General features: G+C 64.7%; 17 protein-coding genes and 1 pseudogene. 7 read left to right on the plus strand and 11 right to left on the minus strand.

Features of this window, described 5'->3' with window-relative positions; translation table 11 throughout:
* A partial coding sequence (locus tag F600_RS26215) for an IS30 family transposase (protein ID WP_018158521.1) occupies positions 1–269 on the plus strand: 269 nt, incomplete at its 5' end.
* Between the two features lie 54 nt (positions 270–323).
* Here the strand turns inward: F600_RS26215 and F600_RS0100035 are convergent.
* Together F600_RS0100035 and F600_RS0100040 are read right to left on the minus strand one after the other, a co-directional pair.
* On the minus strand, positions 324–779 hold the full coding sequence (locus F600_RS0100035) for a dihydrofolate reductase (protein WP_018158522.1): 456 nt from the start codon (positions 777–779) through the stop codon (positions 324–326).
* Between the two features lie 5 nt (positions 780–784).
* Positions 785–1,579, minus strand: a complete 795-nt coding sequence (locus tag F600_RS0100040; RefSeq protein WP_018158523.1) for a thymidylate synthase — start codon at positions 1,577–1,579, stop codon at positions 785–787.
* A gap of 17 nt (positions 1,580–1,596) precedes the next feature.
* Between F600_RS0100040 and cobF the strand changes: the two genes are divergently transcribed.
* A complete protein-coding gene (cobF, locus tag F600_RS0100045; RefSeq protein WP_026305990.1) occupies positions 1,597–2,316 on the plus strand; it encodes a precorrin-6A synthase (deacetylating) in 720 nt (239 codons plus the stop codon).
* Here the strand turns inward: cobF and F600_RS0100050 are convergent.
* The gene (locus F600_RS0100050; RefSeq protein ID WP_018158525.1) at positions 2,313–2,819 is read right to left on the minus strand and encodes a CinA family protein; all 507 of its coding nucleotides are present in this window, start codon (positions 2,817–2,819) and stop codon (positions 2,313–2,315) included. The two genes, cobF and F600_RS0100050, sit on opposite strands and share 4 nt — an antisense overlap.
* A gap of 41 nt (positions 2,820–2,860) precedes the next feature.
* On the opposite strand from F600_RS0100050, the gene F600_RS0100055 reads away from it, so the two are divergent.
* Positions 2,861–3,346, plus strand: a complete 486-nt coding sequence (locus tag F600_RS0100055) for a flavin reductase family protein (protein ID WP_018158526.1) — start codon at positions 2,861–2,863, stop codon at positions 3,344–3,346.
* An 84-nt stretch (positions 3,347–3,430) separates the two neighbouring features.
* On the opposite strand, the gene F600_RS0100060 is transcribed toward F600_RS0100055, so the two are convergent.
* Entirely contained in the window at positions 3,431–4,516 is a 1,086-nt protein-coding gene (locus tag F600_RS0100060) for a methyltransferase (protein ID WP_018158527.1), read from the minus strand.
* 90 nt (positions 4,517–4,606) lie between these two features.
* Between F600_RS0100060 and F600_RS0100065 the strand changes: the two genes are divergently transcribed.
* Positions 4,607–5,464 carry an Fpg/Nei family DNA glycosylase gene (locus tag F600_RS0100065; RefSeq protein ID WP_018158528.1) on the plus strand — a complete coding sequence of 286 codons (858 nt, stop codon included), beginning with the start codon at positions 4,607–4,609 and terminating at the stop codon, positions 5,462–5,464.
* On the opposite strand, the gene F600_RS0100070 is transcribed toward F600_RS0100065, so the two are convergent.
* Entirely contained in the window at positions 5,465–6,907 is a 1,443-nt protein-coding gene (locus F600_RS0100070; RefSeq protein ID WP_018158529.1) for a carboxylesterase/lipase family protein, read from the minus strand.
* Between the two features lie 156 nt (positions 6,908–7,063).
* Between F600_RS0100070 and F600_RS0100075 the strand changes: the two genes are divergently transcribed.
* On the plus strand, positions 7,064–8,578 hold the full coding sequence (locus tag F600_RS0100075) for a S8 family serine peptidase (RefSeq protein WP_081628640.1): 1,515 nt from the start codon (positions 7,064–7,066) through the stop codon (positions 8,576–8,578).
* On the opposite strand, the gene F600_RS0100080 is transcribed toward F600_RS0100075, so the two are convergent.
* The 4 genes from F600_RS0100080 to F600_RS0100095 all read right to left on the minus strand — a co-directional run bounded on the left by F600_RS0100080 (position 8,579) and on the right by F600_RS0100095 (position 13,232).
* Positions 8,579–9,793, minus strand: a complete 1,215-nt coding sequence (locus tag F600_RS0100080; RefSeq protein ID WP_018158531.1) for a hypothetical protein — start codon at positions 9,791–9,793, stop codon at positions 8,579–8,581. It lies immediately after the preceding gene.
* Positions 9,771–11,048: a lipase family protein gene (locus F600_RS0100085; RefSeq protein ID WP_018158532.1), complete on the minus strand. Its 1,278-nt coding sequence runs from the start codon at positions 11,046–11,048 to the stop codon at positions 9,771–9,773. The genes F600_RS0100080 and F600_RS0100085 overlap by 23 nt, the downstream gene beginning before the upstream one ends.
* Positions 11,049–11,213: 165 nt before the next feature.
* Entirely contained in the window at positions 11,214–12,863 is a 1,650-nt protein-coding gene (pgi, locus tag F600_RS0100090; RefSeq protein WP_040629848.1) for a glucose-6-phosphate isomerase, read from the minus strand.
* A 78-nt stretch (positions 12,864–12,941) separates the two neighbouring features.
* Positions 12,942–13,232, minus strand: coding sequence for a chorismate mutase (locus F600_RS0100095; protein WP_018158534.1), 291 nt, complete (start codon positions 13,230–13,232; stop codon positions 12,942–12,944).
* 50 nt (positions 13,233–13,282) lie between these two features.
* On the opposite strand from F600_RS0100095, the gene F600_RS0100100 reads away from it, so the two are divergent.
* Positions 13,283–13,564, plus strand: coding sequence for a hypothetical protein (locus F600_RS0100100; protein ID WP_018158535.1), 282 nt, complete (start codon positions 13,283–13,285; stop codon positions 13,562–13,564).
* On the opposite strand, the gene egtB is transcribed toward F600_RS0100100, so the two are convergent.
* Positions 13,561–14,826, minus strand: a complete 1,266-nt coding sequence (egtB, locus tag F600_RS0100105; RefSeq protein WP_018158536.1) for an ergothioneine biosynthesis protein EgtB — start codon at positions 14,824–14,826, stop codon at positions 13,561–13,563. The genes F600_RS0100100 and egtB overlap by 4 nt on opposite strands.
* 4 nt (positions 14,827–14,830) lie before the next feature.
* On the minus strand, positions 14,831–16,219 hold the full coding sequence (locus F600_RS0100110) for a dihydrolipoyl dehydrogenase family protein (protein ID WP_040629851.1): 1,389 nt from the start codon (positions 16,217–16,219) through the stop codon (positions 14,831–14,833).
* A 193-nt stretch (positions 16,220–16,412) separates the two neighbouring features.
* On the opposite strand from F600_RS0100110, the pseudogene F600_RS26220 reads away from it, so the two are divergent.
* Positions 16,413–16,652: pseudogene (locus F600_RS26220) on the plus strand (hypothetical protein); the annotation flags it as partial.

Genomic DNA, 16,652 nt, shown 5'->3' on the forward strand with positions numbered 1-16,652 from the left:
CCAAAATCACCGCCACGATCGGCATGCCGATCTACTTCTGCGACCCGCACTCACCGTGGCAGCGCGGCAGCAACGAGAACACGAACGGGCTTCTGCGCCAATACTTCCCGAAAGGAACGGACCTCTCGTTCCACGGCCCGGGAATCCTCGACAACGTCGCATCCGAGCTCAACGGCCGACCGCGAAAGACCCTCAGCTGGAAAACCCCAGCCGAGGCCCTCGAACAACTACTGTCCAATCCAACCGAACCAGTTGCAGCGACCGCTTGAAACCGCCGCGGCTTCCACCGCTGTCCGACGACAATTTGAGCAGGCGTGGGCCCGCTAGCGGCGTTCGTACCTCAGGAACCGGTACTTCGGGCCCTTGACCGACACCTGCCATTCGCCCGCCTGGCTGAGCTGGAAAGCGTGCGGGATCTCTGGGGCGAGCACGTCGCCAGGCACGTAGATGTCGACCTCGGTGATTTCCAGGACATCAGCCAATGGCATTGCGGCGCGATAGATTTCGGCACCGCCGATGACCCAGAGATCGCCGGTGAGGGCTTCTTCGAGCGAACCGGCTCGCTCGGCTCCGTTGGGCACCCACTTCGGGCGCCGCGTCACCACGACATTGCGACGGCCCGGCAGCGGCTTCTTCGGAAGCGATTCCCACGTCCGGCGGCCCATCACGACCGTCTGGCCCATCGTCACCATTCTGAAGTGGGCGAAATCCTCCGGGACGTGCCACGGAATCGAGTTCTCGGACCCGATCACGCGGCCACGGGCCTGCGCCCAAATCATCCCGATCAAACGGCCACCGGCGCCTTGATGCCGGGGTGGTGCTGGTAGCCCTCGATCACCACGTCGTCGAAGTCGTAGTCGAAGAGACTGTCCGCCTTGCGTAGATTCAGCTGCGGGAAGTCGAACGGCTCGCGCGAGAGCTGCAACTGCACCTGCTCGACGTGGTTGTCGTAGATGTGGCAGTCGCCGCCGGTCCAGATGAAGTCGCCGACTTCGAGATCGGTCTGCTGAGCGACCATGTGGGTCAGCAGCGCGTAGCTCGCGATGTTGAACGGCACGCCCAGAAAGAGGTCGGCGCTGCGCTGATACAGCTGGCACGACAGCTTTCCGTCGGCCACATAGAACTGGAAGAACGCGTGGCACGGCGCCAGTGCCATTTCGGGAATCTCGCCGACGTTCCATGCGGAGACGATGATGCGGCGGGAGTCGGGGTCGCGCTTGAGGGTCTCGAGGACCTGGGTGATCTGGTCGACGTGCTGGCCGCTCGGTGTCGGCCACGAGCGCCACTGCACGCCGTAGACAGGTCCGAGTTCGCCGTTCTCATCAGCCCATTCGTCCCAGATGGTGACGCCGCGGTCCTGCAGCCACTTGATGTTCGACTCGCCGCGGAGGAACCACAGAAGTTCGTACACGATCGACTTGAGGTGAACCTTCTTCGTCGTGATGAGCGGGAATCCCTGCTGCAGGTCGTATCGCAGCTGGTGCCCGAACACGCTTCGCGTCCCGGTGCCGGTACGGTCCGACTTCGGGGTGCCGTCAGCAAGCACAAGTCGGAGCAGGTCCTCGTACTGGGTATCCACAATGGCAGTCTAAAGAGGTGCAAAGGCTATATGTCGTAGGCATCGGTGCTGGCGATCCAGATCAGGTGACCATTCAGGCGGTCAAGGCGATCAACAAGATCGACACCTTCATCGTCATCGGCAAGGGAGTCGAGAAGCAGGAATTGCTCGATGTGCGGACCGCGATCTTGGGCGAGCACGCGCACCAGCAGTTTCAGGTCATCGAACTGCCCGATCCGCCCCGGGACCGGCGACCGGGTGACTACCCGGGAACCGTCGATCGCTGGCACGCCGAACGCGCAGAACGCGTGGCGAAGCTGTTCGACGACATCGACGGCGTGGGTGGGATTCTCGTCTGGGGTGATCCCGCGCTGTACGACAGCACGCTGCGCGTGGTCGAGCGCAGCCGTTTCTCGGGTGAGGTCGTGGTCATCCCGGGCGTGACCGCGGTGTCCGCGCTGTGCGCGCGGCACGGCATCGTGCTGAACCGGATCGGCGAGTCCGTTCTCATCACGACAGCCCGGAAGCTCCGCGAGGGCTGGGACGGAACCGATGCGGTCGTGATGCTCGATGCCGACTGTGCGTTTCTCGATCTCCCGGACGACGTGCAGATCTGGTGGGGTGCCTACCTCGGTATGCCGGACGAGATGCTGTTCAGTGGTCGAGTCGGCGACGTGGGGGCGCAGATCAAGGCTGCGCGTGACGAGGCCCGGGCACGCAAGGGCTGGATCATGGATATCTATCTGCTGCGGGGTTAGATCGCGATGGCCTCGGCGGCGTGCGCTGCCTCCGGACTTTCGAGCGTCCGAAGCAAGATCTGCAACGCCGCTCCAACTGCCTTTTTCACCACGGTCGGGGGATCGCCGGTGAAATTGATCCGGACCGAGGCGGTCGTCGTTCGGGTCGCCGTCGCCAGCCACACCGTTCCCACGTCCTGTCCTTCGACCGGTTCGGGGCCGCCGACGCCGGTCGTCGCGACGACGACGTCCGCGTCGAGCAGTTTCTGGGCGCCTCGTGCCATTCCGAGTGCACACTGCTCGCTGATGATCGGGCCGTGCGGTACACCCAGCACGTCGAATTTCACGTGCGGTGAATAAGCGACGATGCCCCCGCAAAACCAATCGGAAGCTCCGTCCGCGGCCGCCAGATTCACGGCGATCGAGCCGCCGGTGAGGGACTCCGCGACGCCGACTCGGGCGCCGCGGGAGGTGGCGAGGGCAGCGATTCTTTCGGCGAGGTCGCCGGGATGCGGATCCGGCATGCTCAGCGCGTACCCGCTGGCAGGACGGGTAAACGTAGGAGGTGGATGCATTCGGAACGACTGCCGCGCGACTCGACTACCCGGTCTACATCGTGACCACGGCAGTGCAGGGTTTGGCTGCCGGTTGCCTTGTTGGTTTCGCCATGCAGGCGAGCATCCGGCCGGCGCGGTTCCTGATCGGAATTTCGAACGCGAATGAGACGGCGGGAGTTGCCGCGCGCGCGTCGCATCTGGCGGTTCATGTCGTCGATCGTCGGAACATGGAGCTGGCGCGCCTTTTCGGCGAAATCAGCGGCGACGATGTCGACAAGTTCGACCGTTGTTTTTGGCACCCGGGGCCGAATGGGCTCCCGATTCTCGACACCGCCGCCGCATGGTTCGGCGGACGGATTCTCGACCGGATCTTCATGGGTGACCACACGGGTTACCTGATCACGACCGAACGCGGCGAGGTGTTTCATGCGGACGCACCGCTGCTGACCCTCGCCGATGTGCGCGACTTCCATCCGGGTCACGAAGTCCGTTAGTCAGCCGGGTATCCCGGCAGTTCGGGCAATATCCTGACGGTTAGCCCGCACGAACCGCAGGCCAATCGCCACGATCCAACCAGTTCACTTGCGTGGCTTGACCTCGATGACCGACAACGTCGAGATCGTCGGGATCACGCGGCTGACCTCGAATCCGGCGCGCTTTACCAGGGTCCGGAATTGTGCCTCGGTGCGCTCTCGGCCGCCCGCGAAAATGAGCATGTCGAGGTCGAGCGTCTTCGCGAAGTGCGGTGAGTTGTCCTCGGGAACGACGCTTTCGAGAACGACGAGGGTGCCGTGATCGGGAATCGACCGACGGATCGTGCTGAGGATGTCGACCGCATCGTCGTCGTCCCAGTCGTGGATCACCCGGCGCATGACGTACAGGTCCGCACCCAGCGGAACCGTGTCGAAGAACGACCCGCATTCGAGCGTGCAGCGGGGGAGAGTGCCGCATTCTCCGAGGAAGTCGGCCGCCTGCTCGATAACGGATTTCTGCTCGAAGAGGATTCCGGACGCGTTCGGTGCCGCCTCGAGAATGAGCTTGAGGAGCTGTCCCTGACCGCCCCCGATGTCGACGATGGTGTCGAACGGAGTGAAGTCGTAAACCGCTGCGACAGTTGGCCAGTCGAGCTTCGTCAGCGCGGTCATCGCGTTGTTGAAGACCGTTTCGAATTCCTCGTTGTCGCCCAGGTACTCCCACATCGGTTTGCCGAAGACCTTGTCTGCACTGGGCTTCCCGGTCTGGATCGCGTAGGTCAGTTCGCCCCAGGGCGACCAGTACGACGGGTCGCCGAGCATGAGGACGACGGGCCGCATCGAATCGTCGGCATCGGAGCACAGCGTTCGGGACATCGCGGTGAGTCCGAAGCGGCCATGGGAATCGAGCGCGAACAGCCCGATCGATGCGGCTGCGCGCAGCAGTCGGTGCACGGCATCAGGATTTCCGTTGACCGCGGTCGCGATGTCAGCAGCGCTTTTCGGCCCGGATGACAGCGCATCGGGAATCCCGAGCTTGGTCGAGGCGTAGACGACCTGGCTGTTGATGAAGCCGCCCGCGATCTCGAGTACCTGAACGGGTGCGGGTGCCATCCGCCGAGTGAGGTTGTGCAGCTTGTTGCGGACGAAGTTCGCAGCTTGGACGATGCGGACCGGAGGGACCTGAGCCATCGCGACCTCCTCGATTGGTCGGTGTACTCCCCATCTTCGTTGGTGATCAAGCAGACTGCGAGGGATGGAGCGGACGCATAATCTGGTCCCATGCCCGAACTGCCCGAAGTCGAGGCGCTGCGCCGGTTTCTCGAGACGAATGCGGTCGGCGCCGTCATCGGGCGCGTCGACATCGTCGCGCTGAGCGTCCTCAAGACGTTCGATCCCTCGCCCACCGAACTGCAGGGACGTGACATCACCGCGGTCGGCCGGTGGGGCAAGCACCTCGGAGTTCGGTGCGGCGAGCATTGGCTCATCACGCACCTCTCGCGCGGCGGCTGGCTGCGGTGGATCGACAACCCGGCGGTCGCGCCGCCCAAGCCGGGACGTGGACCGCTGGCCTTGCGGGTGCACCTGTTCACGCCGGAAGCCGAGACGCCTGCGTTCGACCTCACCGAAGCGGGCACGAAAAAGCGGCTCGCGGTGTGGATCGTGAAGGACCCCAAGGAAGTTCCGGGTATCGCCCGCCTCGGGCCAGATGCCTTGGAGGTCAGCCGCGAGGAATTCGGCGAGATCCTGTCCGGCGCCTCGCAACGGATCAAGAACGCGATCACTGATCAGATGCTCATCGCCGGGGTCGGCAACGCCTACTCCGACGAGATCCTGCATGCGGCGAAACTGTCGCCGTTCGCAATGGCGAACAAGATCGACCCCGGGCCGCTCTACGATGCGATGCGCGATGTGCTCACCGAAGCGACCAGTCGACTCGTCGGCGAGGACGCGGCGCGTCTCAAGGGGGAGAAGCGCTCCGGAATGAAGGTCCACGCCCGGACCGGACTGCCCTGCCCGGTGTGCGGCGAAACGATCTGCGAAGTCAGCTACGCAGACAAGTCGTTCCAGTACTGCCCGGGATGCCAGACCGGCGGGAAACCGCTCGCTGATCGCCGGATGTCGCGTCTCTTGAAGTAATCAGCGGCGGTGCCGGTAGCCGAGCCAGGCTCGGCGCAATTCCCCGCGGGGATCGATCTCGACGCGGGAGGGGCTGTCGATGATGAGCGTCTCGCGCTTCTCCAACGAGTAGGCCGGCCACCCCTCGCCGGGGTTCCCGTCCCGGATGAAGTTGATCCAATGTCGCTGCGTCACTTCACGAACGGCACGCATCTTCCGGAATGGGCCGAATACGGTCGCCCCGCGCGTGCGCCACGGTCGAAGTTCGCCGAACGTCGGGATGAGGTCGATCCCGTGGGTCGCGCGGATACCGAGGAGTCGCGGCAGCCGCAGGACGAAGTCGAAGCGGTACATGAACGTCGGGGCAACTCGGGTGTGCGCCTGCGCCACCAGGATCGACGGCTCCCAGAACACGATGTCGCCGCCGAGGTCGGACGCAGTGTGCCGTTGCGGATATCCGCGGTACGCCGCCACCGCGCGTTCGCGCACGTCGTCCGGGGTTTCCTCGAACATCTTCGTGATCCGGTCGGGGTTCGTCGGCAGGATGTCGAGGAACGCGGGAAAGAAGCGTCCCTCGTGAAGATTCGACCCGATCAACAACGGCACCGGAGCAGCCTTGCCGCGTTCGAAAACGTCGAGCGGATGGACCGGCAACACATCGCCGTCGACGATCGGCGCGAGTGCCCGGGTACCGGGTTGATCGTCAGCGTGCTGACGGGTCAGTTCCTCGACAGTGTCGACGAGCAGCCACGCCGGTGCACGACGCAGCACCTCAGCCGCATTCGACTCGTCGACGCCGAGCATCGCGGCGAACTCACGTGCCCATTGCTGCGCGCGTTCGGTGCTGTAAACCGATGCCGCCGGCGGACTTTGAGCGATCGCACGGTGAAACAGCCCGCGCGCCTTCGGCACGCACATCAAGGTCGTGACGGCATTCCCTCCGGCCGACTGGCCGAAGATCGTGACATTGTTCGGGTCGCCGCCGAATGCCGCGATGTTTCGATTGACCCACTGCAGCGCCGCGACCTGATCGCGAATGCCGAGGTTCGTGGGAAATCCGAACAGCGATAGATCGAGATATCCGAGAGCGCCCAGGCGGTAGTTGATGCTCACGTAGACGATGTCGCCCTTGCGGGCGAGGCGCTCGCCCAGGTAGATCGGTTCGCCCGACCAGCCGTTCGAGTAGGAACCGCCGTGGATGAAGATCGCGACGGGACGCGGCCGCGCCGACGCGGACTTCGGTCGGACGATGTTCAGGGTCAGACAGTCTTCGGAGGTGTCCGGCTTCGCGTGCTGGGGTGCGCGGAAACCGAACTCGGTGCAGTCCAGCACGCCCTTCCACTTCGCGGCGCGTTCGGGCTTCTGCAATCGCTCAGCCTGCGCGTAGGGGACACCTCGCCACATGACGAGGTCCTTGCGTGCGAATCCTCGGACTGTCCCGGATTCGATGACGACCTCGACCATTACCTCAGGGTGCCGCACATTTCCCCAGGTGTGCCAGCAACTGTGAAGTTTCCGACTCCGTGCGATCACGAAACAGACCGGGCCGCATGTTTTCCGCGAGTCGCCGCGAATCCCGTCGATAGCGTCGCCCCCGAGTCACGTTTGAGGGAGTGTGTTGTGCGTTCGAAATCTGGTGTCGGAATAGTCGCTGCGGCGTTGGTCGCGGTGGCTGCGGTGTGCTTACCGGCGCCGGCTAACGCGGACACGGGAACGACCCGCTACCTCGTCGAATACAGCGCCGGCAATGCCGCGCAGGCCAAGGCGTCAATCAATGCCGTCGGCGCGAAAATCGTCACTGACCTGGGTAAACACAACGCCGCGGCAGTCTTGGTGGCGAAGAGCAAGATCGAAGTGCTGCGCGCGAGTCGCGGCATCACGTGGATCGAGCCCGATGTCGAGCGTTACCCGATGTCGCAATCGGTGCCGTACGGCATCACGCTGACGCAAGCGGACCAGATCAAGGCGCCGAACCCGGGCAACAAGAAGGTCTGCATCATCGACAGCGGCCTCTACACCGGGCACGAGGACATTCCGAAGAACGTCACCGGCGACAGCGACCCCGGTGGGGCCGGCCCGTGGAACGTCGACGGCCTCGGCCACGGCACGCACGTGGCGGGCACGATCGCCGCGGTCAACAACGACCTCGGCGTCATCGGTGTGAATCCGGGCGTGAACCTGCACATCGTGCGCGTCTTCGGCGACAACGGCGACTGGGCCTATTCGTCGAGCCTCGTCGCTGCACTCGACAAGTGCGTGGCGGCCGGATCGAATGTCGTGAGCATGAGCCTGGGCGGCCCGACCGCGAGCTACATCGAACAGAAGGCCTTCGACAGCGCGAACAAGAAGGGACTGCTGTCGGTCGCGGCGGCGGGCAACGACGGCAATACGAGGACGTCGTATCCGGCGGGCTACGCGTCGGTGATGTCGGTGGCCGCGGTGGACTCGGCCAATGCGCATGCGAGCTTCTCGCAACGCAACCGCGACGTCGAAATCTCCGCACCGGGAGTCGCCGTGAAGTCGACGGTCCCGTTCGTGAGCACCTCAACGGTGACGGTGAACGGAAACACCTACTCGGGTACCAATGTCGAGGGTTCCGCATCGAGCGCCGGTGTCACCGGGGCGCTCGTCGACGGTGGTCTGTGCCAGTCCTCGGGTGCCTGGACCGGCAAAGTCGTGTTGTGCAAGCGCGGCACGAACACCTTCGCCGACAAGGTGGCGAAGGTGCAGGCCGGCGGCGGTACGGCGGCGGTCATCTTCAACAGCGATCCGACGTCGCTGTCCGCGACGCTCAATGGCACGAGCACCATCCCGGCGATCGCACTGAACGGCACTGACGGAAACACGTTGCTGTCGTTGACCTCTGGCTCACCGAGCGCGACCGTGGTCAACCAGGTGACGCGTCCGGCGAGCGGCTACGAGTCCTGGGACGGCACGTCGATGGCGACTCCGCACGTATCTGGAATCGCCGCGCTGTTGTGGAGTTGTGCTCCGACCAAGACGAACACCGACATTCGCAACGCAATCGACCAGTCGGCCAAGGATCTCGGCTCCGCCGGTCGCGACACCAGCTACGGCTACGGACTCATCCAAGCCAAGGCGGCGCTGGTGAAACTGAACGGCGGAACCTGCTGATCACCACGCAGTAGCTCGAACCGGCAGGCAGTCCATCGCGGCTGCCTGCAGTTCGTTGCGGGACCGGACGTTCTCGCGATCGAGGCTGACCAGCGACAACGTGTACTCGTCGCCGCTTCGGCACAGGTAGCCGGACAGGCGGGTGCGGGGGAGTCGGGTCAGCCCCGGATGGATGGCGCGCGCGGCCACCGAACGTGCCCGAGAGGCGCCGACCTGGCCGAGAGAGTCGGGCAGTGTGCCGATGTTCGAACACAGGATGTCGAGCTCGCCGGCGCCCTTGGTCGCGCGTGCAGCGAGGCGGTCGGGGAGCAGGTGCAGAAACTCCTCGGGGATGCCTTTCGGACCCGACATCCGGTGTCCGAAACCGTCACCGCACTTGGCGCGGACGTCGGTGGGCGAGTCGGTGGGCTCGATCGTCGTCGACCCCATCGCAAGCGCATTGCCGATCACGGCCGCGCCCGGAGCGCGGGTGTCGACCGGCAGGCTGACGTCGATGGGCCGCTTCGGAAATCCGGTCGCGTAGAGCACGGACGCCACGGTGTGGACGAACAGGCTGTTCGGCGTCGACCCGGATTCTCCTGCGCTGCGATCGAATTCGGGGGCAGAGAAGGACAGGATCGCCGAGATGGGCGGTGCGAAGGGCCGCGGCGGGGTTCGCGTGGACGCTGACCTGGAGGGCCTCGGCCGGAACTCCCGGAACACCGTCCGCCACGTCTGACGGGCATCCTCCCAGTCCGAGTGCGCGGCAAGCAGAGGCTGCTGGCTGACGCCGAGAAGGGCATCGTCGACCGCCGCGATGAGGCCCCGGGCGTCCGCCAGAACATGCGAACTCACCAGCGAAATGAGGCTGGATCCGTTCGGCAGTCCGCACGCTGAAATTCGCCAGCCGGGCCCGCGGGACGGATCGAGGTCCCCGCCTTGGGCATCGGCCCAGGTGACCGGGTCAGGCGCGGCGGAGTAGACGATGGGCCAGGTCTGGGTCGACGACTCCCATCGAGCCCGTGCGCCGGGAACACGCACTCGTCGGACCTGACGCCCGAGAGGTCCACGTGCGAGTTGCCCGTGGACCACGGCAAGGGCTTCGCGGTCCACCGGATCGTCGGTGAGCCAAAGTCCCTGCATGACCGTCGGCGTGCCCAACCCCCGGTGTGCCCGAAGGAAGATCTCGTCGACGACCGACAGCCGATCCAGATCAGTACTGGGAGTGCGTGGCACCGCAGTTACTCGGGGTGACTTGGCCGTTGATCCACGCGGCGACGAACTTCTGCGATTCGACCAGTCCGCTCAGGTCTCCGAGTACGTGCCCGGTCGCGGTGGTCGGGAGAATCGACGGCCATTGTGCGTCCGTGAGCCACACGTGTCCACCGTGCCGGCACCAATCACGCGCGAGCGTGTTCGCCTGACTGTTGGGGAGAATGTCGTCGTTGACGTTGGAGTGGATCAACGCCGGTGCGGTGGGCGCGACCGTGCCGAGTTTCTGCAGGTCGACGAACTTGGCTTCCTCGGGGTAGCGATCCAGCAGTTGGCTGATGCTTTCGCCGCGCTTGGTGAACGCTGTGGTCGGTGCCCAGGCAAACCGGAGGGCCGATTCGGCGACACATTCCTTCGCCGTCGCGTCGAGGAAGTGCAGACCCGCTTGGTTCGCCTCTTTGTCGATGAGCTTCTGGATCGGCGGGTACTGCGTCCGCAGGCTGTTCATCGCATAGCCGATGACGCCGGTGAGCGTAGTCCTGTCGACCATCTTCAGGATCGCGCGCAGGTCCGCGGTCGGGCCGCCCGCGTAAACACCCTTGAGGTTGATGTCCGGTGCATACGACGGCTGCAGCTCACCCGCCGCGGCCGAGGCGCCTCCACCTTGCGAGTAACCCCAGGTGACCACGGGAGAGTCCGAACTGAGGCGGCCATGCGCGATGTGCAGGGCGGCCCGAACGGAGTCCAGAACGGCGTAGCCCTGCGCCTTCCGGTTGACGTAGGTGTGCATGCCCGGCGTACCAAGACCTTCGTAGTCGGTCATCACGACGTCGTAGCCCTGCGCGAGGAAGACATCGATCGCGAGCACTTCGTACTCGGTCATGAGATCGAGGGGGAACCGGTAGTGGATCAGCTGGTTGAGCAGCTTCGATGGCGCGCACTGGTCGCCTTGGCCTTGTGTTCCAGCCGGCAATGCGATGAGCGGACGCGGGCCGTGCCCGTGCCAAGGGAGCGCCGACGCGATGTACGTTCCGGTGACCGCGTTGGGCTGATCGTGGGTGTTCGTGCTGCGGTACATCATTCGAGTCGAGGTGCCGGGGAAGGCGCCATCCGGCGTCGGCAACGACAAGGCCATCATCATCGGCTCGGCCTTGATGATCGAACCCGGAGCGCCCGTCAGGCTCGGCGGCGGGGTGTAGAAGTCGCTCGTCGCATTGGCCGGCGATGGAATCAGCACAGCGAGGACGACGGCGAAACAGACGGCGGCCAGCCGATACATCGGGCCTCCCCGAGAGGTGAAAAACTGCGACAGAGGTGAAGATTGTTACTGTTTTATAACGGTGTGACTGTTGTTATTGAAGCGCAGATATTTCACAGGTGGGGCAGGAAATGAGAAACCCTGTCTGCCGAAACATTCGGCAGACAGGGTTTCTTGTCGTCGGAGCTAAGCCTGACGGCCGCGGTACCTCCGGTATACGCGGACGAGTGCGTCGGTCGACGAGTCGTCCTGCGGTGCAGGTGCGGCCTCCTCCTCGAGGACTGGGCCGAGCAGCAGCGCCTGCTGCTTACCGAGCTCGACACCCCACTGGTCGAAGGGGTTGATGCCCCAGATCATGCCCTCGGTGAAGACCTGGTGTTCATACAAGGCAATGAGCTGACCAACGACCGACGGCGTGAGCTTCGGCGCGAGGATCGTCGTCGTCGGCCGGTTGCCCGGCATGACCTTGTGTCGGGCGAGTTCGGCCGACACCCCTTCCGCCTCGATCTCCTCGGCGGTCTTTCCGAAGGCGAGAACCTTCGTCTGCGCGAACAGGTTCGCCATGAGAATGTCGTGCATGCTGCCCGAGCCGTCGATCGTCGGCAGGTCGTCGGTCGGTTCGCCGAACCCGATGAAGTCCGCCGGGATGAGTCGAGTGCCCTGGTGAAGCAGCTGGTAGAAGGCGTGCTGGCCGTTCGTTCCCGGTTCACCCCAGAACACTTCGCCGGTCGGCGTCGTGACCGGTGTGCTGTCGGCCTTGACCGACTTTCCGTTCGATTCCATCGTCAGCTGCTGCAGGTAGGCGGCAAAGCGTGCGAGGTCGTTCGAGTAGGGGAGCACGGCCCGCGAGTCGGAGCCGAAGAAGCTCGAGTACCAGAGGCCGAGCATGCCGAGCAGAACCGGAGCGTTCTGATCGAGCGGAGTGTTCAGAAAGTGCTCGTCCATCGCGCGCATGCCGGCGAGGAATTCGCCGAACTGCTCACGGCCGATGACACACATGACCGAGAGGCCGATCGCCGAGTCCACCGAGTAACGGCCGCCGACCCAGTCCCAGAAGCCGAACATGTTCGCGGTGTCGATACCGAACGCGGACACCTTCTCGGCGTTGGTCGAGACGGCGACGAAATGCTTCGCGACGGCTCCGTCACCCAGCTTCTGGACGAGCCAGCGACGTGCCGCGGTGGCGTTGGTCAGGGTCTCGAGCGTCGTGAACGTCTTGGACGCGACGATGAAGAGCGTTGTGGCCGGGTCGAGCCCGTGGAGCTTGCCGACCAGGTCGGCCGGGTCGACGTTGGAAACGAACCGAGCCTCGATTCCGGCGTCCGAGTAGTGGCGAAGTGCCTGGTAGACCATGACCGGGCCGAGGTCCGAACCGCCGATGCCGATGTTGACGACCGTCTTGATCCGCTCGCCGGTGGCACCACGCCACTCGCCCGAGCGGAGCTTGTCGGTGAAGTTGCCCATGGCATCGAGGACGTCGTTGACGTCCTTGACCACGTCCTGGCCGTCGACGGTGAGCGATGCGCTACGCGGCAGACGCAGTGCGGTGTGCAGGACGGCGCGATCCTCGGCGGTGTTGATGTGCACACCCGAGAACATGTCGGCGCGCTTGGACTCGAGGTCTGAGGCCTTCACCAATTCGACCAGCAGGGCGATCGTTTCGCGGGTCGCGCGATGCTTGCTGTAGTCGATGTAGAGGTCGGCGGCGGTGAGCGTCAGGTCGCGCCCGCGTTCGGGATCGTCGGCAAAAATCTGACGCAGATGCGTCGAGGCGATTTGCTGCTGGTGGGCTGCGAGGTTTTTCCAGGCGTCTGTCTGCGTGATGTCACCGCTCATGTTTTGCGACATTAGCGGCGCAAACAGGCTCGTCAGTGCCCTTTGACGAAGCTGTTCAGATGCAATTCAAGGTGGGACTTACCGTCCCAGACGCCCGCGCCCCAGGCGGAGAAGCAGCATTGCCAGCGTGTGGCCCTCTTGGCCGAGTTCGCTGAATCGCTCGAGTACCTGCATCTCGCGGTTGTGGACCAGGCGAGTGCCGCCCGAAGCCATGCGCGTGCGGCCGATGATGCGCGAAACCTCGGTGCGGCGCTTCACCGCGGCGAGGATCGTGGCATCGAGTTCGTCGATCTCCTTGCGCAGAGCCTCGATCTCGGCCTCGGTGGGCGCCAACGAATCATCGTGTTCAGTTTCGTGCGGCGTGCTCATTCGGCCTCCCCTCTGCGTGATCAGCTTATCGCACGTGCTATCAACAACCGATGGGCGATATGTGGACGCTGTTTCAGGTGGCCACGGGGCTGTTTCTCGTGGGCTGCCTCATCGCATGGGTGATGGCGTGGCGGCGGCACGCGAACCCGCAGTTCCCGTGGGAGCCGCGACCGCCGGCCCGCGAGAAGTGGCACTTCACCCCGCCGCCGGGCTGGCCGTCGATGCCGCCGGATTGGGTGCCGCCGTACGGCTGGATCCCCGATCCCTCCTGGCCGCCGGCACCGCCCGGCTGGCGATGGTGGGTGCACGACAACCCGAATCTTCGGTACTAGCGGGGCTGCCCGCCGTCGGCGAGGCGCAGACCGGTGAGCGGCCAGCGCGCGCCCGGCGGGAAGAAGTTGCGGTACGAATTCCGCGCGTGCCCCCTCGGCGTGAATGCACAGCTACCGCGCAGGACCATCTGGCTCGACATGAACTTGCCGTTGTACTCGCCGATCGCGCCGGCCGCCGGGTGGAAGCCCGGGTAGGGGAGGTACGACGACGACGTCCACTGCCAACACTCGCCATACAGCTGCTTGAGGCCGCTTGCTGACGGGTCTGCGGGCTTCGGGTGCAAGGCTCCGGACGGTTCGACGACTGGCTCGCCGGCTGCGGCGTTCTCCCACTCGGCTTCGGTGGGGAGTCGCTTGCCCGCCCAGGATGCGAACGCATCCGCTTCGTAGTGACTGACATGGCACACCGGCAGGTTCGGGTCGACCGGATACGTGCCGTGCAATGTGTGCTCGACCCACACACCGTCGATCTCCTGCCAATAGAACGGCGCCCGCCATCCCTCGGTGGTGATCTTCGCCCAGCCGTCGGACAGCCACAGCGCGGGGCGTTCGTAGCCGCCGTCCGCCATGAATTCGAGCCATTCGCCGTTGGTGACGAGGCGGTCGGACAGTCGATAAGGCTCCAGCCACAGTCGATGGCGGGGGAGTTCGTTGTCGAACGAGAAGCTGCCCCCAGCGTGGCCCATCTCGACGAAACCACCGCTGTACTCCTGCCAGCCGAGCCGGCCGGCCGTGCCGGTGACCAGCGGTGCGTCGGTGTACTTCGGCTGAATCGGGTTGAGCGACAGCACATGCTTGATGTCCATGAGGAGCAGTTCCTGGTGCTGCTGCTCGTGGTGGAATCCGAGCTCGATGATGGGACGGATCTTTTCCAGCGTCCCGCCGTCGACGGTGGTGATGAGGTCGCGCATGCGGTCGTCGACGTTGCGTCGGTAGTCCCCAACATCGTGCGCGCCCGGCCGGGTGATGACTCCGCGCATCGGGCGCGAGTACCGCGGTCCGATGGCCTCGTAGTAGCTGTTGAACAGGAACCAGTACTTGTCGTGGAACGGCGCGAAATCCGGTTCGTTCTCCGACAGCACGAAGGTCTCGAAGAACCACGTGACGTGCGCACGGTGCCACTTCGTCGGCGACACGTCCGGCATCGACTGAACCGTCTGGTCCTCCGGCGACAGCGGCTCGGCAAGGCGTTCGGTGTCGCCGCGGACGACGTCGTAACGACAGACGACGTCGCTCGGATGCTCAACTGCCTGGCTGGTCATCGGTTCACTTCCCGTTCTGGTCGGCGCGAAGATGGCGGATGGCGTCTTGGATACCCCGATGGAATGTCGGGTACGCGTAGATCATGCTCTCCAGGGTCGATACGGGCACTCGGGCATGGACGGCAACCGAGAGTGCACTCAGCACCTCACCACCGCACGGACCGATCGACGTCGCTCCGACGATGATGTCCTGGTCGGCGTCGACGACGAGTTTGATGAAGCCCTCATTCCCGGCTTTGTGAATCCAACCCCGTGATGACGAAGCGGTCTGCGCGCTGCCGGTCGCGACGGAGATGCCCTGCTCGCGAGCCTGGCTTTCGGTCAGGCCGACCGACCCGACCTCCGGATCCGTGAACGACACCCGTGGGAGTGCGTGGTACTGCGCCGCCGGGCCGGGCTGACCGAGGATGTCTCGCACGACGATGTCGGCGTGATAGGTCGCGACGTGCGTGAAGGCGCCCTTTCCGGCGACGTCGCCTGCGGCCCACACACCGTCGGTGACCCGCAGTCGATCGTCGACTGGCAGTGGTCCTGGCTTGCCGGACAGGCCCAGACTGGTCAACGTCTGCTCATCGACACGCGCGCGCCGACCGGTGGCGATCAGGAGCTTCTCCGCGACCAACGGGTCGCCGCCGTCCTTGGTGAACACGCGGAATTCGTTGTCCGAGTGTTCGACTCGTTCAATGCCGAGTCCGACGCGGACACCAATGCCTTCCTTCTCGAAGACGTCGGCGATGACTTTGCTCGAGTCCGGTTCCTCCAGGGGAAGCACGCGGTCCGCCGCATCGGCGATGGTGACGTCGACGCCGAAGCGGGCGAACGTCTGCCCGATCTCGCAGCCGATCGCCCCAGCGCCAATCACCAGCAGGCTCTTCGGCAGCGTCTCGGTCGCGATAGCCTCGCGGTTCGTCCAGTACGGCGTGTCCTTGAGACCTGGGATAGGCGGAATCGATGCTGCGGTTCCGGTCGTGATGACGAGAGCCTTCCGGGCTTCGATCACTTGGCCGTCGATCTCGACGCGTTTGGTGTCCAGGATCTTCGCCTGCCCGCGGATGAAATGACCGCCCGCGTCCTGGAAGCGCTCGACGGCGACGGTGTCGTCCCACGTGTCGGTCGCTTCCTTGCGGATGCGCTCGGCGACGGGTGACCAATCGGGTGAGATGTCGCTGACCGAACCTGCCATACCGGGAATTCGGCGCGCTTCGGCGAGCAGATTGGCCGCGCGAATCATCATCTTGCTGGGAATGCAGCCCCAATACGGGCACTCGCCGCCGACGAGTTCGGACTCGATCCCGACCACGTCCAAGCCGGCTTTTGCGAGCTGGCCCCCGATTGATTCTCCGGCGACGCCGAGTCCGACGACGATGACATCGGCACTGGTGTGCTGGCTCATACGCTCCATATTTACTGGCGACGCAGCGTTCTGCCAGCGATCGTCTCAGTTGGTCATGGTTTGGACAGGCTTTGTAGGTCTGCATGCTTCCCGTCGTTGCGACCTGCTCATATTGACGTCTGACAGCGGAGGAAGCCTCGGCGGGCTCAAGTGATCGCTGCAACACCTGTCTCTTTTGAGAGGTGCTGTAGCTGTGTGTGCGCAGTTGAAGCGTCGCCGTGGACGTCCGCGTGGCGGGAGTTTGCCGAGCGAGGTGCGTGAAGCGTTCTGGCGGGCGGTCGGTGCGGGCAAGACGCCCTCGCAGGCCGCAGTCGAGGCGGGCGTCAGCGAATCGACCGGGTTGAAGTGGGCCAAGGAGGCTGGCTACCAGTCCGCATGGGCACGGACGGCATCACCCGAGGTTCACGCACTGTTCTGGCGTCATGTGTTCAGC

Origin of the sequence: Smaragdicoccus niigatensis DSM 44881 = NBRC 103563, from assembly GCF_000380645.1 — a bacterium.
GTDB classification, from domain to species: domain Bacteria; phylum Actinomycetota; class Actinomycetes; order Mycobacteriales; family Mycobacteriaceae; genus Smaragdicoccus; species Smaragdicoccus niigatensis.